The organism is Corallococcus terminator (assembly GCF_049194865.1).
In the GTDB taxonomy this organism is placed as follows: Bacteria; Myxococcota; Myxococcia; order Myxococcales; family Myxococcaceae; genus Myxococcus; species Myxococcus terminator_A.
In genome coordinates, this window is record NZ_JBLZWL010000007.1 from 1 (window position 1) to 22436 (window position 22436).

The following is a 22436-nucleotide window of genomic DNA, read 5'->3' on the forward strand; positions in this document are numbered from 1 at the left end:
AGGCTCCGAACGCCAAGGCCGCGAAGACCAAGGCTCCGAACGCCAAGGCTCCGAAGGCCAAGGTGACCACGGCGAAGCCGACCAGGTCGAAGGTGTCCACGGCCCCGGTGAAGACGCCCAAGGCGAAGGCGCCCAAGGCCCAGGCGAAGAGCGTGGCGAAGCCTGGCAAGTCGCCTGTGTCGGGAGGCAAGGGGCGGACGAAGCGCTGAAGCCTGTCGCTGACGTGTACCGAGGACATTGGACCGGAGACAGGGGCACGCCCCCGTCTCTGTTCCGCGTGAATTTTTCTCCGGAGACGTCGTCCTGAGCGTGCCGTGCCGATGGACCTTTCGCGTCCTCGGCCAGGCATCCTGCTCAGCCCCCGGAGATGACATGTATTCGCGCGCCCTTGTCTCAGCCCTTGTTGCGTTGGTCTTCGCCGGTTGTGCGGGCATGACCATGACCACGACCTCGACGGGGCTCGACGGCAAGACGACCGTGCGCAGCTCCGACCCGGCGGAGCAGGCTCGCATCGATGCGAAGGAGCGCGAGCAGGAGGACTACGCCAAGGCCATCGCCGAAGCGCCTCGCCGCTCGCCCCAGTCGCCCATCCAGGTCGCCGTGTTCGAGGCGACCGTCGCCGAAGCGCTCTCCAAGTCGCTCGACCGGAAGCAGCTCGATGAATCTCTGCGGCGCGAACTCTCCGCCGATCCGCTGTTGCGCATCGTGATGGTGAGAGGCCTGCCGGAAAGCGCGACGCGAGCCGGTGCCTCGGACGCGGATCGCATCTCCGCCGCTCGCGCCAAGGGAATCTCGCCCGATGTGTGGATCCTCCCGCAGGTCCTCCTGGAGGACGCAGTGGGGACGAGCGGCGGGAAGCTCGTCTCGATGAAGGCCTTCACGCTTCGCAGTGGCGTGGTGTCCGCGTACGGCACTGGCACGTCGAGGCCCGAGGCGCAGGGCTCCATCTTCCAGAACGCGCAGGTGGTGACGGGCGCCGCGATGAAGATTCGCGCCGCCGTCGTGGGTGAGCTCGGCCCGAACCTGCCCGACCGCGAAGCGGTGGCCGGACTGGAGAAGGAGCGGCAGCAGAAGGCGGCGGCCTCCATCGCGGAGCAGGCTGGCATCCTGCCCGAGGACGACACGTCGACCCGGTTGAGGAAGCTCATGGACCTGGCGAATCAGCCCAAGCAGCCGGCGCAGTCGTCCGTGCAGGAGTAGACGACCTGGCTCGGGGACGCCCATCCTCGACGCCACCTCGCCCCTCATTTCCACCGAGGGCCTTCGTGGGGCGCTATAACGCTCCCGGTTCAACTCGAGGAGTCACCGTGGGAATCATCCGGTTGGTCGGAGTGATGCTCGCCGTCGCGGGCGGCGTGTTGCTGTGGACGGGGCTGAATGCGCGCGAGTCGCTGACCGAGCGCGCAACGCAGGCCCTCACGGGCAAGTACAGCGAGAACACCACGCTGTACCTGGCGGGCGGTGGCGCCGCGCTGGCGGGCGGAATCCTCCTCGCGCTGTTCGGTGGTGGCTCGCGCAAGCGTCGTTAGGCGCGGGCCTCTGGGGGCTCAGTGGATGAGCCCCTCGATTCGGGTCTGGACGAAGGCCCCGGCGAGCCCCAGGGCGAACACCGTGCCCAGGGCCCAGCTCAGTCGTACGGTGAGGTGCCGCTGCCCGGCCACTCTCGCCACCACCACGAAGCTGACGGCGGCGCTCGCGAGCGACGCGATGGTGGCGCCGACACCGGCTGTGGTCGGTGACAGCGAGCCATGCGAACTCAGTGACGCGGCCGAGGCCACCGCCGATGCGCTCGATACCAGGCCTCCCAGCGCGCTCACCGCATAGAAACCCGCGTGGCCCAGGAGATTCTGTCCCACCGTGCCCACGACCTGGAACAAGAGCAACATCGCTCCGAACTTCAGCGCGGACGTGAGTGAGAAGGGACTCTCCAGGGGCAGCGACGGCGCGGCGCCCGCGCTGCTCGGGACCTGGCGGGCCCTCACCAACGCGAGCCCCATGCTCGACAGCAGGATGAGCGAGAGCGGCACCACGGAGTTGATCAGCGCGCGATACGACAGGATGCCGAGCAAGACGGCATTGCGCAGCGCCATCGCCGCCGTGGCCAGCATGACGCCTCGGTACGCGACGTCCTGGAGCCGTCCGTCCGACTCCTTCACTCGATGGGCCAGCTCCGTCACCGTGACGGTGCTGTTGACGAGCCCGCCCAGGAACCCCGTCACCTCCACGCCTCGCGTGCCGAAGAGCTTGAGCAACACGTAGTTCACGAACCCCATCGCCGCGATGAGGATGACCGTCACCCACGCGACGCGAGGCACGATGAGCCCCCAGGGATCCACGGGCTCGGCCGGCAACACCGGGTAGATGGCGAAGGCGAGGATGGCCAGCAGGATGGCCGAGCGCAGCTCCTCGGCGGTGATCTTGCTGCTGAAGCCCGCCAGTCGCTCCTTCCACGTGAGCAGACCCGCGCTCGTCACGGCCACCGCCGCGGGCGTCACCACATGCCCCAGGCCGCACAGCACCCCCGTGAAGCCGGTGACGAGCAGCGCGGCGGACGTCGTCAGCTCCGCTCCCTCGTTCGCGCGCAGCGACTGCCAGTTCAGGAACGCCACCAGCACGCCCAGCAGGAGCACCGCGGTGATGGCGAACGGAGGGCCCAGCAGCCCGCCCATGGCTCCCAGCAGCGATGCGAAGCCGAAGGTGCGCAAGCCGGCCTCCTTGCCACGCCACTCGCGCTCCAACCCCACGAACAGGCCCACGCCCAGGGCGAGTGTCAGGCGCATCAACGTCTGGAGCGGCGGCCACGCAACGGCCGGCGGAAGTCCTTCCATCAAGGGGGTGCCCCTCCTTCGTGGAGCGAAGTCTTCAGGTGGTGTGGCGAGGTGTCTCGTGCGCGGCGTCGCCCACGGCATGCAGTCGGGACCATCCCCGCTCACGCAACAGGCGCTGGATGGGCTCTCGCAGCGACGCCCGGAGGCGCTGCGCCGCGTCGGCGGTGCCGTCCTCGCTCACGGGCACCAGCCAGGACGCGCCTCCCACCAGCGGCGGCGCCTCCTCACCGGGCAGGACCAGTCGCACCACGAGCGGTGGCGGTCCGCGCTCATCCCCCGCACACGCCGCGCCATCCACCGTGGCCCGGGCCCGGTCCTGCGCGGCGAGGCCATTGAAGACGGTGACGGCGTGCTCGGCCACGGTGGGGCGCGAGCACTGGAAGATGACGCACCAGGGGCGATGCGAGGGCTTCTCCGCGGGCGCCATCAGCCAACGGAAGAGGAACACGGCGAGCGCGGCGCCCAGAAACTGCGCGGCGACGAAGGACTCGACGTCCATCGCGTGCAGGACGCTGGCCCGGGTGCTCACCGCGCGCGCGAGGATGAGCGCGGGATTGGCCAGCGAGCGCGAGTCGGTGAACCAGACGGTGGCGGCGGCGTAGCCCGCGACGACCAGAGGCGTGGCGGAGGGACGGCTGCGCACGCACCCGCGCACCACCACCAGCAGACCGAACGTGGCGACCAGCTCCGTGAGGAACTGCGAGGAACTGGCCGAGGGTGCACGCGTCGCGACGAGCAGGGGCTCACCGCACATGAGGTGCGCCACCAGCCGTCCGACGAGCCCACCGCCGAGCTGCGCGAGCACGTAGCGAGGCACGTCCCGCCACGGCGTGCCGTCCTCCAGCGCGTCCGCGAAGGTGAGGGCGGGATTGAAGTGCGCACCGGACAACGGCTGAAGCACCAGCGTGAGGCAGGCGAGGACGACACCGGCCGCCAGGGACATGAAGAGGCGCCCGTCGGTGGCGCTCACGCCCAGGTGCTCCGCGCCGTGATGGGCGCCTTCGAGTGCCACCACGAGCAGCCCGCAGCCGAGCGCTTCGACCGCGAGCCGCCGGGGCCGGTTCAGGCGCCCCGTGTCGGACGGCCTCGTCGTGGATGGAAGTGCACCCGTCATCGCCTGTCCCTCCAGCGGATCTCCCACCCTATGCCTCGACGAAAAGGTCGTCAAAGGCGGGCGCGAGGGCCTGGGCGAAAGCCGACGAGCAGACGGACGTGCGCGCTCGCGGGGGCCCGGATACGTCCGTCACCGGACCCCCCGCGAGGTGTCTACGAGGCTACGCGTTCAGCGCCGCGGCGTGGTGCCGCAGGTGGTCCTCCATGAACGTGGAGATGAAGTAGTAGCCGTGGTCATACCCTTCATGGATGCGCAGCGTGAGCGGCTGCCCCGTGGCGTCGCAGGCCTCCTTCAGCAGCTCGGGCTTGAGCTGCTCCTGGAGGAACTTGTCGCCCGTGCCCTGGTCCACCAGCAGCGAGGGGAGCCGCGTCTTCGCGGAGCGGATGAGCTCCGTGGCGTCGTACTCGCGCCACGTGGCCGTGTCCTCGCCCAGGTATCCCTTGAACGCCTTCTGTCCCCAGGGGACGCGCATGGGCGCGACGATGGGCGCGAAGGCGGACACGGAGCGGTAGCGCTCCGGGTCGCGCAGCGCGCACACCAGCGCGCCATGGCCACCCATGGAGTGCCCGAAGATGCCCTGGCGGTCCTCCCGAGCGGGGAAGTGCTCGGCGATGAGCGCGGGCAGTTCCCGGGTGACGTACGTGCCCATGCGGTAGCGCGCGGACCAGGGCGCCTGGGTGGCGTCCAGGTAGAAGCCCGCGCCCACGCCGAAGTCCCAGGAGGCATCCTCGCCGGGATAACCCGCGCCGCGCGGACTGGTGTCGGGGGCCACCAGCATCAGCCCCAGCTCCGAGGCCACGCGCTGCGCGCCCCCCTTGATGAGGAAGGTGTCCTCCGTGCACGTGAGGCCGGCGAGGTAGTAGAGCACCGGCACCTTGCGCTCCCGCGCCTGCGGCGGAACGAAGACACCGAAGCGCATCTCACCCCCGCACGCCTCGGACCCGTGCTTGTAGAAGCCGACGGTGCCGTCGAAGCAGCGGTGCTGGCTGAGCAGTGTGGGGGCCGCCGTCATGAGTACTTCACCACGCTGCGGATGGACTCGCCCCGGTGCATCAGGTCGAAGCCCTGGTTGATGTCCTCCAGCTTCAGCGTGTGGGTGATGAGGTCGTCGACGTTGATCTTCCCGTTCATGTACCAGTCGACAATCTGCGGCACGTCCGTGCGGCCACGCGCGCCACCGAACGCGCTGCCCTTCCACACGCGCCCCGTGACGAGCTGGAACGGCCGCGTCTTGATCTCCTGCCCGGCTCCCGCCACGCCGATGACGATGCTCTCGCCCCAGCCCCGGTGGCAGCACTCGAGCGCCTGGCGCATCGTGTTCACATTGCCGATGCACTCGAAGCTGTAGTCCGCGCCGCCGTTCGTCAGGTTGACGAGGTAGGGCACCAGGTCCCCCTCGACTTCCTTCGGGTTGACGAAGTGGGTGAGGCCGAACTTCTCCGCCATGGCCTTGCGCGCGGGGTTGATGTCCACGCCGACAATCTGGTCCGCGCCCACCATGCGCGCGGCCTGCACCACGTTGAGGCCGATTCCACCGAGCCCGAAGACGACGACGCGCGCGCCCGCCTCCACCTTCGCCGTGTACACCACCGCGCCGATGCCCGTCGTCACGCCGCAGCCGATGTAGCAGACCTTGTCGAACGGGGCGTCCTCGCGAATCTTCGCGACGGCGATCTCCGGCAGCACCGTGAACTGCGCGAAGGTGGACGTGCCCATGTAGTGGTGCACGCTCTGCTTGCCCAACCGGAAGCGACTGGTGCCGTCCGGCATCAGCCCCTTGCCCTGCGTCGCGCGGATGGCGGTACACAGGTTCGTCTTGCGCGACAGGCACGACTTACACACCCGGCACTCCGGCGTGTACAGCGGGATGACGTGGTCGCCCTTGCGCAGCGACGTCACGCCCGGCCCCACGTCCACCACCACGCCCGCGCCCTCGTGCCCGAGGATGGCGGGGAACAAGCCCTCCGGGTCCTGCCCGGAGAGCGTGAACTCGTCCGTGTGGCAGATGCCGGTGGCCTTCAGCTCGATGAGCACCTCTCCCGCCTTGGGCCCCTCGAGGTGAACCGTCTCGATGCTCAACGGCTTTCCTGCCTCGAGCGCCACCGCCGCGCGCACGTCCATACACGAGCCTCCCTGTGAAGTTTGAGGGGCGCAGCGTAATGCGCGAGGTACCCCCGGGGCACGACGGAATCACCGCGTGACGCCCAGGAAACGCTTCCGCCCGCCGAGAAAAGAAGAAGGGCCTGGAACCGGTGCGCGGTTCCAGGCCCTGGAGCTTCAGGACGGCGAGGGGACTACGGCGTGCCCGCAGCGGCCTGGGCCTTGGTGGCCTTCTGCGCCTCGCTGAACTTCTTGGTCATCTCCGCGAACTGACCCTGGAACTCGTCCATGCGCTTCTGGTGCTCGGCGGCGCGGGCGGTCGCCTCGGCGACGACGGTCGGGTTCTTCGCGTTCTCGGTGGCCTCCGACAGCGCCATCTCCTGCTGCTGCCGCTCGTACTCCATGAGGCGGCCCATCACCACGCGCTTGTTGAGGTACGTGTTGGCGGAGTTGGGGTTGATGGCGATGACCTGGTCGTAATAGCTGAGCGACTTCTCCAGGTCGGCCTTGACGATGGGCGCCGCCATGGAGCGCGCGCCGCCGCGCTGGGCGTAGATCTCCGCGATCCACCCGAGGGACGCCTCGTCCTTCGGCTCCAGCTTCAGGGCCTCGTTGAAGTACTTCTCGGCCGCTTCCGTGGCGCCGCCCTGCATGTTCATGCTGGCGAGCGTCCGGTACGTCTCGGCCTTCTCCGCCGGCGTGGTCTTCATCTCCAGGATCTTCAGGACGGCCTCGCTGGCCTTGTCGATCTCCCCGAGCTGGAGGTGGGCGAACGCCTTCTTCTCCCAGACCTTCTCCTGCTTGGGGTCCGCCTGGAGCGACAGCGCGTAGGCCGCGGTGGCCTCCTTATACTCCTTCTTGCTCAGGTGATTGCTGCCCTTGATGCGTTCCGCCTTGCCGACGTCCTCCTCGCCTTTACAGGCCACCGTGCCGCCCAGGGCGAGAACTCCGAACACCAGACCGACTCGTGCCAGTCGCTTCATGTGTATGAACCTTTCGAGCGGGCCTGGGGAGTCGACCCCGGCCCCATCCATCCTGCTTGTCCGCGCATCGTGTGGGACCCGGCCTCACGGGTCCGAAAGCCGGGCAAGCATACCCGAAGTCCAGGTTCCGGCACCCAGGGCAAGCGAGCCTGCCCTCCAAGCATCCGGCCTCCCGCCATCCTCCCGTGCCTCGCCCCGGGTCCAGCCCGGGCGGTGACTCGGGGTACGGGTGGGGGTGACTCCTCGGCTCCACGCCGGGACTCGCGCCACGAGTCACCTGGGCATGAGGCGGGTCTTCAATCGGCCCGCATCGAGGTCTCTCACGGAACGATGCCGTATGCGCCGATGCACTCGACGGGCTGTGGCTTCGGAGCCTCTCCCACGGCCCAGCGGGCCACGGCGGCTTGGAGCGCTCGGGCCGCCTCGATTCCAAACAAGGGGTTCTCGATGCCCTCGTCCAGCTCCACCAGTGCCAGGAACTCGGTGCTCCCCACACGATGAAAGTATGAATACCGGAGGCCCTTGGGCTGCTGTGCCCTCACGGCCTCGAACGCGGCCTGGACCGCTCGGGTCACCTCCGCGACACCTTGTTCCGCCACCTGGTAACGCACCATCAGTACAGGCAAGACCGGCTCCTTGTTCTCGCGTCGTTCATCGCGTCTCTCGCTATGATGAATGGCGCGGAAAAAAGGTGACCGATGGAGAATCACTCCAAGTTGGCCGAGCAGTTCGACCGGTCCCGCCCCCATCTGCGGGCGGTCGCGTTTCGCATGCTCGGCTCCACTGACGAGGCGGACGACGCGGTGCAGGAGGCCTGGCTTCGGGCCAGCCGCTTCGACGCTCGTGCCGTCGACAACGTGGCGGGCTGGTTGACCACCATCGTCGCGCGCGTGTGCCTGGAGATGCTGCGCTCGCGCCAGCGGCGGGGTGAGGAGCTTCTCGACGCGGCCGAGCTCGACCGAGTCATTGCCCATGATGCTGGGGCTCATCCGGAGGGTGACCTGTTGATGGCGGAGTCCGTCGGGCTCGCGCTGCTCGTGGTGCTCGATACATTGGGGCCCGCCGAGCGCATCGCCTTCGTGCTGCATGACTTGTTCGGCGTGCCCTTCGAGGAGATCGCCGGGATTGTCGAGCGCTCCCCCGTCGCGGCGAAGAAGCTGGCGAGCCGTGCCCGCCATCGGGTGCAGGGCACCCCCCTGGTTCCCGCTGCTGAGCTTCGCAAGCAGCGTGAGGTCATCGACGCCTTCCTCGTCGCTTCACGCGCGGGCGATCTGGAAGCCCTCCTCGCCGTGCTGGCGCCGGACGTCGTGCGCCGTGCCGCGCCGCGAGGCGAGGAGGAGACCGAGGTGCGTGGCGCCCGCCGCGTCGCGGAGGAGACCCTCACCAACTCCGGCCGAGCGCGCTTCGCCCGACCCGTCCTCGTGAATGGCGCCCTGGGCGTCGTCGTCGCGCCGCTTGGGCGACCGCTGCTCGTCCTCGAAATCGAACTCCGGGACCATCGTGTCGCGGCGTTCAATGTCATCAGCGACCGTGCCCGTCTCCGTCAGCTTCGACTCTCTGTCGTCGACCTCGCGTCCACCTGGGCACCTCCTGCGTGAGCTGCCCAGGTGGGGACCATCTACTGGGGCGGCGGAGCGCTACGGCGCCGCCGCGCGAATCCAGTCGATGTCGAACGCGATGCCCGTGCCCGACACCGGGTCCAGGCGCAGGTCGGTGATGGTCCCGTTCCACTCGCCAGGGCAGTTCGTTGATTTCGCCTGGAGGTCTGACTCATGTGTGCCTTTCGAGCGGCGGCGGTGGTGCTGGATGCCCGGCGGGAGTGGCCATAGTGTGGGGCCGGTTGTTTTCTCGGAGCGCGCGCACCATGACTGTCCTCACTCGACGAACAGTGCTCCAGGGGCTCGCCGTCACCGCCGCGGGCTGTGCCTCGACGCGCTCGGTGCGCGCGCCACGTCCCGGGCCGTCGCTGCCCCTGGGGGCGCAGCTGGGCGACGTGCGCACCGGCGCCGTCACGGTCTGGGGCAAGGCGGACCGGGCCTCGCGGCTCGTGGTGGAGTGGAGCGAGGACTCGCGGCTCGTGAAGGGCGTGCACCGCGTGGAGGGCGCCGCGCTCACCGAGGCCACGGACTACACCGGGGTGGTGGACCTCACCGGCCTGCCAGCGGGGCGTGAGGTCTTCGTGCGCGTGCTCGCGGAGGACGGTGGCGTCACTGGTGAGGAGTGGCGTGGGCGGTTCCTCACGTCACCGGACTCGGCCCGGGACGTGTGCTTCGCGTGGAGCGCGGATGTGTGTGGGCAGGGATGGGGCATCAACCCGGAGTGGGGCGGGTACCGAGGCTTCGCGGCGGTGCACGCCTTGCGTCCCGACTTCTTCCTGCACGTCGGCGACGCCATCTATGCGGACAACCCGCTGCTGCCGGAGGTCGTCCTCCCGGACGGGCGCGTGTGGCGCAACCGGGTGACGCCCGCGAAGTCGAAGGTCGCCGAGACGTTGGAGGAGCTGCGCGGGAACTTCGCCTACAACTTCCTGGACGACTCGCTGCGGGCCCTCGCGCGGGACGTGCCCATCGCGTACCAGTGGGATGACCACGAGGTGCGCAACAACTGGTATCCGGGGCGCAGCCTCGCGGATGACCCTCGGTACACGCAGGTCGCGGACGAAGCGGCGCTCGGCGCTCGGGCGCGTCAGGCGTTCTTCGAGTACTCGCCCGTGGGCGGCGCCGCGCGAGCGGAGGGACGCATCCATCGCCAGCTCTCACAGGGGCCGCTGCTGGACGTGTTCATCCCCGACGTGCGTGCGTTCCGGGCGCCGAACTCCATCAATCGCCAGGAGCGGCAGGGGCCGGAGACGGCGTTCCTCGGGCGTGCGCAGCTCGACGGGCTCAAGCAGGCGCTGGCGGCCTCCCGGGCGACGTGGAAGGTGATTGCGACCAGCATGCCGCTGGGGCTCATCATCCCCGCGGAGAAGCTGCCGGACGGTGGCCACATCATGGAGGCGTGGGCCAACGGCCCGGGTGTGCCGCTGGGGCGCGAGCTGGAGCTGGCGGAGCTGCTCTCCTTCCTGAAGGAGCGGAAGGTGCGCAACGTGGTGTTCGTCACCGCGGACGTGCACTACCCGGCGATGCACCACTTTCACCCTGACCGCGCGCGGTTCCGCGACTTCGACCCGTTCTGGGAGTTCGTCGCGGGGCCACTCAACGCGGGCACGTTCGGTCCGAGCGCGCTCGATGAGACCTTCGGTCCGGAGGTGAAGTGGCACCGGCCGGCGACGGTGATGAACGCGGCGCCGTGGGAAGGACAGCAGTACTTCGGCAGCGTCCGCATCCAGGGGGACAGTGGCGTGATGACCGTCGCCATCCATGACCTGACGGGCAAGGCGCTGCACTCCGTGGAACTGGAGCCGAGCCGATGATGCTCATCTTCGTCGTCCTGGTGGTGGGGATGGGGGTGATCACGGCCCTTCTCTTCTCAATGAAGAGTCCGTCGGTGCCCTCGGCGCCGAAGCGCTCGGAGCTGGAGGTCTGCAATCACTGCGGTCAGGCGCGGATGCTGCTCGACGAGGAGATGGACGACATCCATCTGAACGATGAGCAGCGCCGGCAGGAGCAGAGCGGCGCCGTCGACTATCACGTCTGGTGGTGCGGCTCCTGCGAGGATGGCGTGGTGACGCGCAACGCCCGGTTCGTCCAGACGGTGGGCGTGTGCCGTGCGTGCCGCGGTCGCGCGGAGCAGTCCATGCAGATGGTCGTTCCCGCCACGGCGACTCGTGGCGGTGAGCTTCGGATGGAGCTGGCCTGCCAGAGCTGTGGCCACCTCCAGCGCTTCTGGCGCTACACGCCTCGCGCCACACTCGCGAAGTGAGCCCGCTATGTCGTGAGCACCAGCTTGACCAGCTCCGGGGGACTGCCGACGCGCATGGGCGGCCCCCAGAAGCCGCAGCCCCGGCTCACGTAGATATGAGAGTCCTGGTGCCGGTAGAGCCCCGCCGCGTGCTCCCACGCGAAGCCGATGAACAGCGTCATCGGGACCAGCTGCCCGCCGTGGGTGTGACCTGAAATCTGGAGGTCCATCCCTCGCTCCGCGGCCACCTTGAAGTTCGCGGGCTGGTGCGCGAGCAGCACCGCCGCCCTGTCCGGATCGCGCCCTTCGAGCGCCAGGTCCAGGTCGTAGCCCTTCTGGTTGCGCCGCCTCCAGCCGCTCCAGTCGTCCACGCCGACGAGGTCCAACGACGCCCCCGCATCGCCGATGCGGACATGGCGGTTGCGCAGCGACTGGATGTCGAGCGACTGGAGGAACGCGGTCCACTCCTCGTCACCGGAGTAGTAGTCGTGATTGCCGGTGACGAAGTAGCTGCCATAGCGGGAGCGCAGCCCTCGGAGCGCGGCGACGGCGCCTCCCAACGTGGGCACGTCACCGTCCACCAGGTCACCGGTGATGGCGACGAGGTCCGGCTTGAGGGCGTTGGCCTGCCGCACCAGCTCGTCCATGAAGCGGCGCTCGATGAAGGGGCCCACGTGGATGTCCGTGAGCTGGACGATGCTGAGCCCATCCAGAGCTCGCGGCAGCTTGGGAATCCGAATGGCCAGCTCCGTCACCATCGGCGGTGCGAAGGCCCGCCAGTGTCCGTATGACGCCAGCCCTCCGCCCGCGAGCGCCGCGCCTCCCGCGAGCGCGCGTCCGAGGAACTTCCTGCGCTCCTCGTCCACGGGTGGCTCGACGGGGGACGGAGCCTCCTGCACGGACGTCGTGAGCGCGGCCGGAGTGGCCATGTCTCTCCGCCGCCGGACCCAGCGCCCCAGGCCGACCAGCGCACGGAGCAGGTCCATGGCCAGGAGCGCGAGCACCAGACAGAGCGCCACGCCCATCCACGTGTACGTGGCCACCGTCACGGTGTGCCCGAGTCCTTCGGGAAGCGCGTCCAGCAGCGTGCGCCGCAGGCCCAGCAGCAGCGTCAGGAGCCCCAGCACGACGATGGCCACGAACCGGGCCGCGCGTCCCCGCACCAACTCCCGGACCAGCCGTCGGTAGAGGTACAGGTGGCCCAGCACCGCGGCGAGCCCGATGAGCATCGAGAAGGAGAAGATCCTGAACGGCATGTGCGAGCGACCCGAGGCGAGAACGGAAGGGAAGGGTAACACGGTGCCCGTGTCTGGACTGCTCTGTCGACAGGATGGCTCCTGAGTCCTCTCGATTGAACAGAGTCCCCGACACCTCTGCTTCAGGCGGGTAGATTCCGCGAGACAGGGCAGGCGAGCTTTACGAGGGGACACGCATGGACAAGGTCATCGTCATCACAGGGGCGAGTGGGGGCATCGGCGCGGAGCTGGCTCGCGTGGCGGGAGCGCGTGGAGCGAAGCTGGTGCTGGCCGCTCGCCGTCGGGCCGAGCTGGAGGTCGTCGCCAATCGCTCCGGACGCGATTCGCTCGCCGTCGTCACCGATGTGACGTCCCGCGCGCAGGTGGTGCGGCTTCGCGATGCGGCGCTCGAGCGCTTCGGCCACATCGACGTCTGGGTGAACAACGCCGGACGCGGCATCACCCGCTCCGTGGCCGAGCTCACCGACGAGGACCTGGAGTCGATGTGGCACGACAACGTCCACAGCGCGCTCTACGGAATGCAGGCTGTCCTGCCGCACTTCCAGGCGCGCAACGCCGGACAGATTCTCAACGTCTCCAGCACCCTGGGGCGTCTGCCCGTGGTGCCCCTCCGCTCGGCGTACAGCGCGGCCAAGCATGCGTTGAACGCGCTGAGCGCCTGTCTCCGCTTGGAGCTGCGCCAGACGCATCCGGGAATCTCCGTCACGGTGGTGATGCCCGGCGTCGTGGCCACGGAGTTCGGCTCGAATGCGCTGGGCGGTGGGCCGGACTCGCGTGCGCTGCCCGGGGCTCAGCCCGTCGAGGAAGCGGTGGAGGCCATCCTCGACGCCATCGCTCACCCGCGTCCGGAGGTCTTCACGAAGGCGTCCACGCAGGCCGAGGTCGAGCGCTACTACCACGACGTCGCCGCGTTCGAGGCGGACCCGGGCGCGCGTCCCGGGCGCTGAGCGTGTCGTGACGCCCGGGAGGCGTGGTGCTCCCCCGGGCGCGGAGGTCACTCGTAGCGGAGCGACTCGATGGGGGCCAGGCTCGCGGCCCGGCGCGCGGGCCAGATGCCGAAGAACACGCCCACGGAGGCGGAGAAGGCGATGGCCACCACGATGGCCTCGGGGGCCACCACCATGGTCCACCCCATGAGCTTCTGGAGCAGCGCCGCGCCACCCACGCCCAGGATCAGTCCGAGCGTGCCTCCGGCCAGACACAACACGAGAGACTCGACGAGGAACTGGAGCAGGATGTCCGTGCCCGTGGCTCCCAGCGCCTTGCGCAGACCAATCTCGCGCGTCCGCTCCGTCACGGAGACGAGCATGATGTTCATGATGCCGATGCCTCCCACCAGCAGGGAGATGGCGGCGATGCCGGCCAGCAGCAGCGAGAAGGTCTGCGTCGTCTCCTGCACCGTCGCGAGCAGTGAGGCCTGGTCGCGGATGTTGAAGTCGGCCTGCTCCTCCGGACGGAGCCGGTGCTCCCGGCGCAGCTTGAGGTCGATCTCCGCCATCGCGTCGTCCATGGACTTGTCCGTGGCGGCCTGCACCGCGATGGAGCGGATGCGGTCGCTGCCCATCACCCGGAACTGCGCGGTGGACAGCGGGATGTAGAGGCTCTCGTCGGGGTTGGAGAAACCCTGCGAGCCCTTCTCCGCGAGCACGCCGATGACCTCGAAGGGGATGCCTCGGATGCGCACCGTCTCGCCCACCAGCGAAGAGGCGTCCCGCACCCCGAGCTGCCCGCCCGCGAGCGCGCCCAGCACCACCACGCGCCGACGGCCCCGGTCCTCCGCGTCGGTGAACAGCCGACCCGCGACGATGTGGGACTCGTTGATGCCGAAGTAGGCCGGCCACGTCCCCACCACCGACAGGTTCGCGTTGCCCGCGCCGTACTCCACCTGGAAGCGCGACTCGATCTCCGGCGCCACGGCCTGGATGTGCTTGGCGTTGGTGCGCAGCGCCTCCGCGTCGTCGATGGTCATCGACGCCTGGCCTCGGCCCAGGCCTCCCGAGAAGGACTGGCCAGGACGCACCGTCAGGACGTTTGTCCCGAGCGTCTTCAGCCGCTGCTCCACCGAGCGCTGGGCTCCCTCGCCCAGCGCCACCATGGTGATGACCGCCGCGATGCCGATGACGATGCCGAGCATGGTCAACAGCGAGCGCAGCTTGTTGGCGAGGACCGCGTCGAACGCGACCCGGATGATTTCACCCATGACCTGCCTCCTCCTCCACCGACTGCCGACTAACGACCGCCGCGCCCACCACCCGCACCACCACCCATGCCCGGCATCATCCCGCCCGTCGCCGCCTTCATCCGCTCGTTGCGCTGCTGTTGCTGCTGCTGGAGCTGCGCCACGGACACGAGCAGCACCTGCTCGCCCGCCTCCAGCCCGCTGACGACCTCGGAGCTCTCCCAGTCACTCAGGCCCAGCATCACCTTGCGCGGCTCCGGACCCTTCGGACCCTGCACGAAGACGAGCCCCGGCCGCGTGTCACCCGTCGCCTGCGTGCCTTCGCGCCCGCCCCGGTTGCGACGCCCCTCGCCCGCGCCCTCCGGCGCCCCGGTCGTCGCCGGCGTCGCCACGTTCACCGGCGTGACTGTTCCCGCGCCCACGGCGCCCTTGTCCGCAGCCGGTGGAGTGCCCTCGGTGGCACCCGTCGGCGCAGCGCTGGTGCCGCCAGTGCCCGAGCCACCCCGTCCACGGCCTTCGCCCGCCGGCCGCATCAGCGACCGCACCGAGTCCTCCGTGAGGCCCACCGCCAGCGCCGCGGCGCGGGCATCCCGCAGGCTGACCACCGCGGAGTTGGGGACGGTGATGGCGTCGCGGCGGCGGGAGATTTCAATGGCCACCTCCGCGTTCATCCCCGGGCGCAGCAGGCCGTCCGGGTTGTCCAGGCGCACCAGCACCGGGAAGAGGGTGACGTTCTGCTCCACCAGCGCCTGCGGTTCGATCTTCACGACCTCACCGATGAACGTCTTGCCCGGGTACGCCTCCATCGTCACGCGCGCCTTGAGGCCCGCCTTGAGCTGGCCCACGTCCGTCTCGTCCACCTTGGCGCGCACCTGCATGACGGACAGGTCCGCCATCTTGAACAGCGTGCTGCCACCGGACACGTTGGACGTGGCCGACGCGATGATCTGCCCCGGCTGAATCGTCCGCTCCAGCAGCGTCCCGGCGCTGGGGGCGCGGATGGTGACGTCGCGGCTGCGCTCCTTGGCCAACTGGAGGTTCGTCTCCGCGCGCACCTTGGCGGCCCGCGCGGTGGCGTAGGCGTCCACCGTCGTCTCGTACTCCTGCTGGGTGACGTAGCCGGACTGGCGCAGCGACTCCATGCGCGTCCGCTGTGCCTCCGTCGTGTTCAACCGCACCCGCGCCGAGTCCACGTCCGCCTGCGCCTGGGCCAGCGCGTTCTGCACGTCGCGCGGGTCGATCTCCGCGAGCAGCGCGTCCTTCTCCACCTTGTCGCCGGTGTCGAACAACACGCGCAGCACTTCCCCGGAGGCCTTGGACTTCACCTCCACCACGCGCAGCGGCTCCACCAGTCCGGCGGACTCCGCGACGACCTCCATGTCGCGGCGCTCCACCACCGCCACCGCGGCCGAGCGCTCCGGCACCTTGGGCTCCGTGCTCCGCTGGGTGGCGTAGACGCCCGCTCCAATCAGGACCGCCGCGACACCCGTGATGACCATCTTCTTCGCCTTGCTCACGACGTCCTCCAGGTCTTCGTGGCCGCGCTGTGCGCGGTCCCGCTCAATTCCGCTTCAGCTCGTCCCGCTCGATGACGCCGTCCTTCAAGAACAGCACCCGCTGCGCGTACGCCGCGATATCCGACTCGTGCGTGACGAGCATCAACGTCTGGCCCTGGGAGTGCAGCTCCCCGAAGAGGGCCATGATCTCCTCACCCGTCTTGCTGTCGAGCGCGCCCGTGGGCTCGTCCGCCAGCAGCAGCGCCGGCTGCGTCACCAGGGCGCGGGCAATGGCCACGCGCTGGCGCTGACCACCGGACAGCTCGTTGGGCCGGTGGTCCTTGCGTGCGCCCAGGCCCACCTTCTCCAGCATCGCCGCCGCGCGCTCCTGACGAACCTTCTTGGGCACGCGCGCGTACACCAGCGGCAGCGCCACGTTGTCCAGCGCGGAGGCGCGGGGCAGCAGGTTGAAGCTCTGGAACACGAAGCCCAGCTCACGGTTGCGGATGCGCGCGAGCGCGTTCTCCGTCATGCCCGCGACGGGTTGCCCGTTGAGCCAGTACTGCCCGCCGCTCGGCACATCCAGGCAGCCGATGAGGTTCATGAAGGTGGACTTGCCGGAGCCGGAGGGGCCCATGACCGCCACGTACTCGTTGCGGCGGATGGTGACGTCCACGCCGCGCAGCGCGCGCACCACCTCCGAGCCCATCGTGTAGTCCTTGCTCAGGCCCTCGGCGCGGATGACCACGTCCGAGATGTCCCGTGCCGGCGACGTTTCCATGGCGGTGCTCACAGCGGCCTCCCAGCAAGCGCTTCCAGCTCCGCGCGTGCGATGCGGTAGTCGAACCGAGACGACACGAGGTTGGTCTCCGCCTGGACCAGGTTCTCCTGCGACGTCAGCAGCTCCAGGATGGTGGTCGCGCCCAGACGGTAGCGCTCTTCCTGCACCTTGAGGTCCTCGCGCGCCACTTCCACGGCCTGCTCGGACAGGGTGATGCGGTCCGCCGAGAGGCGCAGCTGAGCCAGCGCCTGGTTGGCCCCCGACCTCACCGCGCGCCGCGTATCGGCGAGCTGCGCCAGGGAGGTGATTTCCTGCGTCCTGGCCCGCTGCACCCGCTCCTCGCGTAGGAAGCCGTCGAAGATGGGGTAGGAGAAGCCCAGGCGCACTGACCAGCTCGTCCTGCCTCCGGTGAACTTCGGATCCTGGTTGAACCAGTCGTAGCCGGCGGACAGGCGCACGTTCGGCAGATAGGTCGCCTTCGCGACACTGACGCCCGCCTCGGAGGCGCTCAACGTGGAGGCCGCGGCGAGCACGGCGGGCGCGTTGGACTCCAGCTCGGTGATGAGCGCGGCTTCGGTGAGGGTGAAGGGCTTGGGGCCCAGGTTCTCGTCGGCCTGGGCCTGCGCCGGACCGTCCTCGCCGATGAGGCGTCCCAGCGACAGCGACGCGGAGATGCGCTGGGTCTCCGCCGTGCGCAGCGCCTCCCGGGCCGTGGTGTGGTCCAGTCGCGCCCGCAGCAGGTCCGAGCGCGTCGCCGAGCCCACCGCCAGCCGCCGCTCCGCCGCGTCCTCGTTCTGCCTGGCCCGCTCGATGCGCGAGCTTGCCACCGCTTCCAGGCCCGTCGCCCGGAGGACCTCGTAGAAGGAGCGCTGAACGTCCAGCACCGCGCTGGCGCGCTGCGCGGTGAGCTGCGCCCCGGCCGCGCCGGACTGCGCGCGGGTCTGCTTGCGCGTGGCGCTCCGCTGCCCACCGGTGAAGACGCTCCACGACGTGGCCAGGCCCGCGCTGTAACTGTCGTTGGAGCCGGAGACGACGGTGCCCGTGTCGCCCAGGATGCGCTGGCTGCTGGAGAGCGAGGCGTTCGCGCTCGCGGAGAGGGACGGGATGTAGGCGCCCAACGCGCTCAGCTCCGCCGCAGCCGCGTTGGTGACGGAGCCCTCGGCCTGCACCACCGCCGGATTCGTCTTGAGCGCCCGCGAGATGGCCTCGTCGAGGGTGACAGTCACTCCCTGGGGCTCGACCTGGGCCGTGAGGCTCTGGGCGGGGACCGGCGCCTGCTCGCCGTCCTTCGTCGGCGCGGGGGCGTTCTGCTTCGCCGCATCCTCGGTGGGCGCATCGGCCGGAGCCTTCTGCGTCTGGGCGGCGGTGTTCTGCTCCGTGCCGGCGGCCGGGGCGGGCGTCTGCGCCGCGCCCATTCCCGGCGTCGCGACGAGGCCCAGCAGGCCCAGCGTCAGCGCCGTCATCCGGTGGGGCCGTCTCTTGAACCACGCTCTCTTGAGCATCGTCATCGCAGCCTTGTCCCGTTGAGGGCCGGTGCGCTTCTGGCGCGTCCGGCGGTTCCGAAGCAGGGTGACTGCATGCGCCTTGCCAGTTTTCAACACATTGAAACCTCAGGGGAAACTCGCGAAGGCGCTGCGAGAAGCGCCGGCCGAGTGCGGATTCCGCATGCGGTCCGCGAGGGCTCCCCTGGGCGGGACTCACTCATGGAGAGGAGCGCGCTCCGATGGAGGGGTCGCATCCGCCCGGAGTGACGTGGGCCTCGTGATTGCACAAGGAGGCCGCGTCGGACGGGCGTGACTCGCGTCGCGGCCTGCCCGGCCTGTACACCAGCGGCCCTCTCGCCGCGCCCACCCTCGGGGAGACGAACACATGGGCTCGACAGCAACCAGCCAAGGGGAAGCCCGCGTGGCGCCACGCCATGAGAGAAGGGAGTGCGGATTCCGCACCGTGCATGCAGAGTTCGCAGCGAGCGGAGGCACCTCATGGAGTGGGATTCACCCCGAGAAGGGGCAGCGTCGATGAGCGGCGCGGCCCGTTGGAGACCGCGTGGTCCCTGGATGCCCTGGGTGGCGGCGGGGCTGATGTGTGCCGTGCTCCTGTCCGCGGTGCTCTTCATCCGCAGGTCCGCGATGGAGTCCTCCTCGCTGGTGGTGCGCGGCATGGCCAACGTCCTGATGCTCGCCGGGTTGGAGGCCTTCCGGGAGGGCTCCGGTCCTCCGAGCCAGCAGGCGCTGGATGCCTTCCTCGCGGCGAACCAGGAAGGTGGCCTGCGCTACGTGGCCATCATCGAGGATGGGAAGGTGTTGGAGTCGGCGGGGGAGGGCTCGCTGGGTGAAATCCAGGACGGCCCCTTGCTGCGCATCGAGGCGGGCCGAGGTCGCTTCATCCACCGACTGCGCAAGCCCAAGCCGGACGTCCCGGCGGTGGCGAACGGAGGCGCTCCCACGGTGGACGCGCCTCCGCAGGAGCCGCGCCGGAACCTGCGCATCGGCTACGAGTTCGAGCCCGTCACCGCGCTGGAGTTGACGGACCGCGCGCAGCGCCTGCTGTTCATCGCGGCGGTGTCGTGCGTGGGCATCCTGGGCCTGGCCTTCGCCTTCTCGCGCTCCCTGGCGCAGCGCGAGGCCCTGGCGGCGGAGCTGGAGCGCGGGCGCAGGCTCGCCGCGCTGGGCACCATGTCCGCAGTGCTGGCGCATGAGCTGCGCAACCCGCTGGCCTCGCTCAAGGGACACGCGCAGTTGCTCGCGGAGCGCGTGGAGCGGGACGAGGTGCTGCGTCCCAAGGCGGACCGGATTGTCGGCGAGGCGGTGCGGCTGGAGCAGTTGATGAATGACCTGCTGTCCTTCGTGCGCAGCGGGGAGCTGCGGCGCACCGGGACGGACCCCAACGAGGTGTTGCGCGCGGCGGTGGAGGCGACGGGCGAAGCCAGCGTGAATGCGCACTACCTGCCGAGCCGCGCGCAGTGGGAGCTGGACGCCGGACGCTTCCAGCAGGCGCTGGAGAACGTGCTGCGCAACGCGGTGCAGGTGAGCCCGGCCGGGCAGCGGGTGGAGGTGGACGTGGCGCAGGAGGGCCAGTCGCTCGTGTTCATCGTGAGGGACTACGGGCCGGGCATTCCGAAGGGTGACGAGGAGCGCATCTTCGAGCCCTTCGTCACCGGGCGGCTGCGCGGCGTGGGGCTGGGGCTCGCCATCACCCGGCGCATCGTCGAGCTGCACGGCGGTTCGGTGAGCGCGAAGACGCATTCCCAGGGCGGCGCGGAGTTCCGGCTCACCGTCCCGGCGAGGGGGACCTGAGCCATGGCGCGCATCCTGGTGGCGGATGACGAGGAGGGCGTGCGCTCGTTCATCGCGGAGGCGCTGGAGGTCGAAGGCCACGTGGTGACGCAGGCGGCGGATGGCGAAGAGGCCGCGCGGCTGCTGGCGAAGCAGGGCGTGGACCTGCTCGTGACGGACCTGCGGATGCCGGGGATGGACGGGCTGACGCTGCTGCGCAAGGTGCGCGAGGAGCAGCCGGACGTGGAGGTCGTCATCCTCACCGCGGTGGGCTCGGTGGAGAGCGCGGTGTCGGCGATGAAGGCCGGCGCCTTCGAGTACCTCCTCAAGCCCGTGGGCAGTCCCGCCGAGCTGCGGCTGACGGTGGCGCGGGCCCTGGAGCGGCGCGCGCTCTTGAACTTGAAGACGGAGGTGCGGCAGTCCACCAGCGAGGTGGTGCTGAGCTGGGGCGCGCCGTCGATGGGGCCGGTGGTGGAGGCGCTGCGCAAGGTGTCGCCCACGCAGGCCACGGTGCTGCTGGTGGGCGAGAGCGGCACGGGCAAGGAGGTCGCCGCGCGGGCGCTGCACCAGTGGAGTGAGCGCTCGGAGGGGCCCTTCGTCGCGGTCAACTGCGCGGCCCTGACGGAGACGCTGCTGGAGAGCGAGCTGTTCGGCCATGAGAAAGGCGCCTTCACTGGCGCGGTGGCGCAGCGGCGCGGACGCATCGAGCTGGCGCAGGGCGGGACGTTCTTCCTGGACGAAGTGGGCGAGCTGAAGGCGGAGCTGCAGGCCAAGCTCTTGCGCGTGCTCCAGGAGCGGCGCTTCGAGCGCGTGGGCGGCACCCGGACGCTGGAGGCGGACGTGCGCTGGGTGGCGGCGACCAACCGCGACCTCAAGACGATGATGGCCCACGGCGAGTTCCGGGAGGACCTCTACCACCGGCTGGCGGTGTTCCCCATCCGGTTGCCCTCGCTGCGCGAGCGCCGCGAGGACCTGCGTCCGCTGTCGGAGCTGCTGCTGCGCCGCATTGGCGAGGAGCTGGGGCGACCGGGGCTGAAGCTGTCTCCGGAGGCGTCGGAGCGGTTGGTGGACTTCTCCTGGCCGGGCAACGTGCGCGAGCTGCGCAACGCCCTGGAGCGCGCGGCCATCCTCGCGGACGGCGTGGTGGTGGAGTCACGTCACCTGTGGCTGGACCCCACGAGCGCGCCCGTCACCACGGCCGCGCCCACCGCGGGCGGCGCGCGACTGCCGGACAAGACGCTGGAGGAACTGGAGCGGATGGCGATTGAGCAGGCCATCGCGGACGAGGGTGGCAACCGGAAGCGCGCCGCGCAGCGGCTGGGCATCGGGTTGCGCACGCTCTACGACAAGCTGCGGCGCTACGGAATGCAGTGAGGCGAGGGGGCGCGAAGCGGCCGCGCCCCTCGGTCCGACGTCACGGAGGGCCGTAGCCCTGCACGCGGGAGTTGAGTTCCACCGCGGTGGCGTAGATCTGCGCCCACGTCCGGTACTTCAGCTTGTCGCCGAAGCCCTTCTGGTCATTGGCGTAGTTGAACAGGTCCTTGCGGAAGAGCGCGTCGGCCGACTTGCGCGCGCTGCCGTCCAGGGGCGTGCCCTTGCGGTCGTAGTAGCGCAGCAGGTCGTAGCCGTAGTCGTGCGTCTTCGCGGCCGGGTCGAACTCCTTGTCCGGGCCAATCTTGCCGGGCGCGGACGCGGAGCCGTGCGGGTCCTGCATGCGCTGGCCGTGCTTCGTCTGGATGGCGTAGGGCTTGTAGCCCATCACCTTCTCGAAGTCGGCCGGGGGCGGACGGGCACCCGTCAGGTACTCGTTCATCAACTTGCCGTGGTCCCCAGCGGGCGCCGCGCCCACCTTGGCCGTGCGCTCCGTGGCGCTCGTGCCGCGGGCGAAGGTGTCCTGGGTGTTCTGCCGGACCGGCACCGCCGTGTTGGAGCGCTCGGCGGACGGCGTCTCAGCGCTGTTGGAGAGCGGGCGGCGGGGGGCGACGGGGGGATTGCGCACGAGCATGGAGGACCCGGGGGAAAGCTTCTCTTGGTTTGTCGCACTCTGTAGGGTGGAAGTTGCGTCCTTGGGATTAACGCACCGCATTGTGAGAAGGAGGGGTTGTGGGCACGGACCTGTATCGCGACGGAGTGGCGCGGCTGGAGGCGGGGGATGGGAAGGAGGCGAAGCGGCTGCTGGAGGCCGCGCTGCATGAGGCCCCGGGAGACGCGGGGGTGATGCACGCGCTGTCACGGGCGCTGGACCTGGCGGGGGAGCGCGCGAGGGCCGTGGAGTTGCTGGAGCTGGTCCACGCAAAGGCCCCGTCGGACCCCGGGCCAGCGTGTGATCTGGCGATTGCACTGCTGGAGCGGGGAGAGGACGCACGCGCGGCGCAGGTGATGGAGCCGGTGCTGGAGGCGCATCCCGACCATCCCCGGGCGAACCTGAACCTGGCGCTGGCGCTGGCGAAGACGGAGCCGGACCGGGCCCGGGTTCATGCCCAGCGCGCGGGCCGGAGCCCGAACGCGGACGAGCGCGAGCAGGCGGCGGCGCTGGAGCGGGTGCTGTCCGGACAGGCCCCCTGAGGCAGCCGCGTCACATCTC

The 22436-nt window shown here is 69.8% G+C and carries 22 protein-coding genes; 10 read left to right on the plus strand and 12 right to left on the minus strand.

The window, feature by feature from the left end; translation table 11 throughout:
* The 3 genes from ACN469_RS05800 to ACN469_RS05810 form a co-directional block, all read left to right on the plus strand.
* The coding region (locus ACN469_RS05800; protein WP_498764960.1) for a hypothetical protein at positions 1 to 209 on the plus strand (209 nt) is incomplete at its 5' end.
* Positions 210 to 438: 229 nt separating this feature from the next.
* Complete coding sequence (locus tag ACN469_RS05805) at positions 439 to 1200, plus strand: hypothetical protein (protein ID WP_498764962.1); 762 nt, start codon at positions 439 to 441, stop codon at positions 1198 to 1200.
* 107 nt (positions 1201 to 1307) lie between these two features.
* Complete coding sequence (locus ACN469_RS05810; RefSeq protein ID WP_498764964.1) at positions 1308 to 1529, plus strand: DUF3185 family protein; 222 nt, start codon at positions 1308 to 1310, stop codon at positions 1527 to 1529.
* A gap of 18 nt (positions 1530 to 1547) precedes the next feature.
* Here ACN469_RS05810 and ACN469_RS05815 read toward each other — a convergent pair whose 3' ends face one another.
* The 6 genes from ACN469_RS05815 to ACN469_RS05840 all read right to left on the minus strand — a co-directional run bounded on the left by ACN469_RS05815 (position 1548) and on the right by ACN469_RS05840 (position 7651).
* Positions 1548 to 2828 (minus strand): MgtC/SapB family protein, encoded by a 1281-nt coding sequence (locus ACN469_RS05815; RefSeq protein WP_498764966.1) that lies wholly within the window; start codon positions 2826 to 2828, stop codon positions 1548 to 1550.
* 34 nt (positions 2829 to 2862) lie between these two features.
* Positions 2863 to 3942: an aquaporin gene (locus tag ACN469_RS05820; protein WP_498764968.1), complete on the minus strand. Its 1080-nt coding sequence runs from the start codon at positions 3940 to 3942 to the stop codon at positions 2863 to 2865.
* A 160-nt stretch (positions 3943 to 4102) separates the two neighbouring features.
* Positions 4103 to 4954 (minus strand): S-formylglutathione hydrolase, encoded by an 852-nt coding sequence (fghA, locus tag ACN469_RS05825; RefSeq protein ID WP_498764970.1) that lies wholly within the window; start codon positions 4952 to 4954, stop codon positions 4103 to 4105.
* Positions 4951 to 6063, minus strand: a complete 1113-nt coding sequence (locus ACN469_RS05830) for an S-(hydroxymethyl)glutathione dehydrogenase/class III alcohol dehydrogenase (RefSeq protein ID WP_498764972.1) — start codon at positions 6061 to 6063, stop codon at positions 4951 to 4953. Before ACN469_RS05830 ends, fghA begins: the two co-directional genes overlap by 4 nt.
* A gap of 173 nt (positions 6064 to 6236) precedes the next feature.
* Positions 6237 to 7025, minus strand: a complete 789-nt coding sequence (locus ACN469_RS05835; RefSeq protein ID WP_498764974.1) for a tetratricopeptide repeat protein — start codon at positions 7023 to 7025, stop codon at positions 6237 to 6239.
* 320 nt (positions 7026 to 7345) lie between these two features.
* The gene (locus tag ACN469_RS05840; protein ID WP_498764976.1) at positions 7346 to 7651 is read right to left on the minus strand and encodes a hypothetical protein; all 306 of its coding nucleotides are present in this window, start codon (positions 7649 to 7651) and stop codon (positions 7346 to 7348) included.
* 72 nt (positions 7652 to 7723) lie between these two features.
* Here ACN469_RS05840 and ACN469_RS05845 point away from each other — a divergent pair, with 72 nt between their 5' ends.
* From ACN469_RS05845 to ACN469_RS05855, 3 genes are all read left to right on the plus strand, one after another.
* Positions 7724 to 8623 carry a sigma-70 family RNA polymerase sigma factor gene (locus tag ACN469_RS05845; protein ID WP_498764977.1) on the plus strand — a complete coding sequence of 300 codons (900 nt, stop codon included), beginning with the start codon at positions 7724 to 7726 and terminating at the stop codon, positions 8621 to 8623.
* 266 nt (positions 8624 to 8889) lie between these two features.
* Entirely contained in the window at positions 8890 to 10437 is a 1548-nt protein-coding gene (locus ACN469_RS05850) for an alkaline phosphatase D family protein (RefSeq protein ID WP_498764979.1), read from the plus strand.
* Entirely contained in the window at positions 10434 to 10886 is a 453-nt protein-coding gene (locus ACN469_RS05855) for a hypothetical protein (protein ID WP_498764981.1), read from the plus strand. The genes ACN469_RS05850 and ACN469_RS05855 overlap by 4 nt, the downstream gene beginning before the upstream one ends.
* Before the next feature lie 5 nt (positions 10887 to 10891).
* Here the strand turns inward: ACN469_RS05855 and ACN469_RS05860 are convergent, their stop codons facing one another.
* On the minus strand, positions 10892 to 12121 hold the full coding sequence (locus ACN469_RS05860; protein ID WP_498764983.1) for a metallophosphoesterase: 1230 nt from the start codon (positions 12119 to 12121) through the stop codon (positions 10892 to 10894).
* A gap of 176 nt (positions 12122 to 12297) precedes the next feature.
* On the opposite strand from ACN469_RS05860, the gene ACN469_RS05865 reads away from it, so the two are divergent.
* The gene (locus ACN469_RS05865) at positions 12298 to 13068 is read left to right on the plus strand and encodes an SDR family oxidoreductase (RefSeq protein WP_498764985.1); all 771 of its coding nucleotides are present in this window, start codon (positions 12298 to 12300) and stop codon (positions 13066 to 13068) included.
* Between the two features lie 47 nt (positions 13069 to 13115).
* Here ACN469_RS05865 and ACN469_RS05870 read toward each other — a convergent pair whose 3' ends face one another.
* From ACN469_RS05870 to ACN469_RS05885, 4 genes are read right to left on the minus strand one after another with little or no spacing between them, the layout of a single operon-like run.
* On the minus strand, positions 13116 to 14321 hold the full coding sequence (locus tag ACN469_RS05870; protein ID WP_498764987.1) for an ABC transporter permease: 1206 nt from the start codon (positions 14319 to 14321) through the stop codon (positions 13116 to 13118).
* Between the two features lie 29 nt (positions 14322 to 14350).
* Positions 14351 to 15817 carry an efflux RND transporter periplasmic adaptor subunit gene (locus tag ACN469_RS05875; RefSeq protein ID WP_498764989.1) on the minus strand — a complete coding sequence of 489 codons (1467 nt, stop codon included), beginning with the start codon at positions 15815 to 15817 and terminating at the stop codon, positions 14351 to 14353.
* 43 nt (positions 15818 to 15860) lie between these two features.
* A complete protein-coding gene (locus ACN469_RS05880; RefSeq protein ID WP_498764991.1) occupies positions 15861 to 16577 on the minus strand; it encodes an ABC transporter ATP-binding protein in 717 nt (238 codons plus the stop codon).
* A gap of 8 nt (positions 16578 to 16585) precedes the next feature.
* Positions 16586 to 18085: a TolC family protein gene (locus tag ACN469_RS05885; RefSeq protein ID WP_498764993.1), complete on the minus strand. Its 1500-nt coding sequence runs from the start codon at positions 18083 to 18085 to the stop codon at positions 16586 to 16588.
* Positions 18086 to 18634: 549 nt separating this feature from the next.
* Here ACN469_RS05885 and ACN469_RS05890 point away from each other — a divergent pair.
* Entirely contained in the window at positions 18635 to 19873 is a 1239-nt protein-coding gene (locus ACN469_RS05890; protein WP_498764995.1) for a sensor histidine kinase, read from the plus strand.
* Positions 19874 to 19876: 3 nt separating this feature from the next.
* The gene (locus ACN469_RS05895) at positions 19877 to 21226 is read left to right on the plus strand and encodes a sigma-54-dependent transcriptional regulator (protein WP_498764997.1); all 1350 of its coding nucleotides are present in this window, start codon (positions 19877 to 19879) and stop codon (positions 21224 to 21226) included.
* A 40-nt stretch (positions 21227 to 21266) separates the two neighbouring features.
* Here the strand turns inward: ACN469_RS05895 and ACN469_RS05900 are convergent, their stop codons facing one another.
* Complete coding sequence (locus tag ACN469_RS05900) at positions 21267 to 21857, minus strand: hypothetical protein (RefSeq protein WP_498764999.1); 591 nt, start codon at positions 21855 to 21857, stop codon at positions 21267 to 21269.
* Positions 21858 to 21955: 98 nt separating this feature from the next.
* Here ACN469_RS05900 and ACN469_RS05905 point away from each other — a divergent pair, with 98 nt between their 5' ends.
* Positions 21956 to 22417, plus strand: coding sequence for a tetratricopeptide repeat protein (locus ACN469_RS05905; RefSeq protein WP_498765000.1), 462 nt, complete (start codon positions 21956 to 21958; stop codon positions 22415 to 22417).
* Positions 22418 to 22436: the final 19 nt, after the last annotated feature.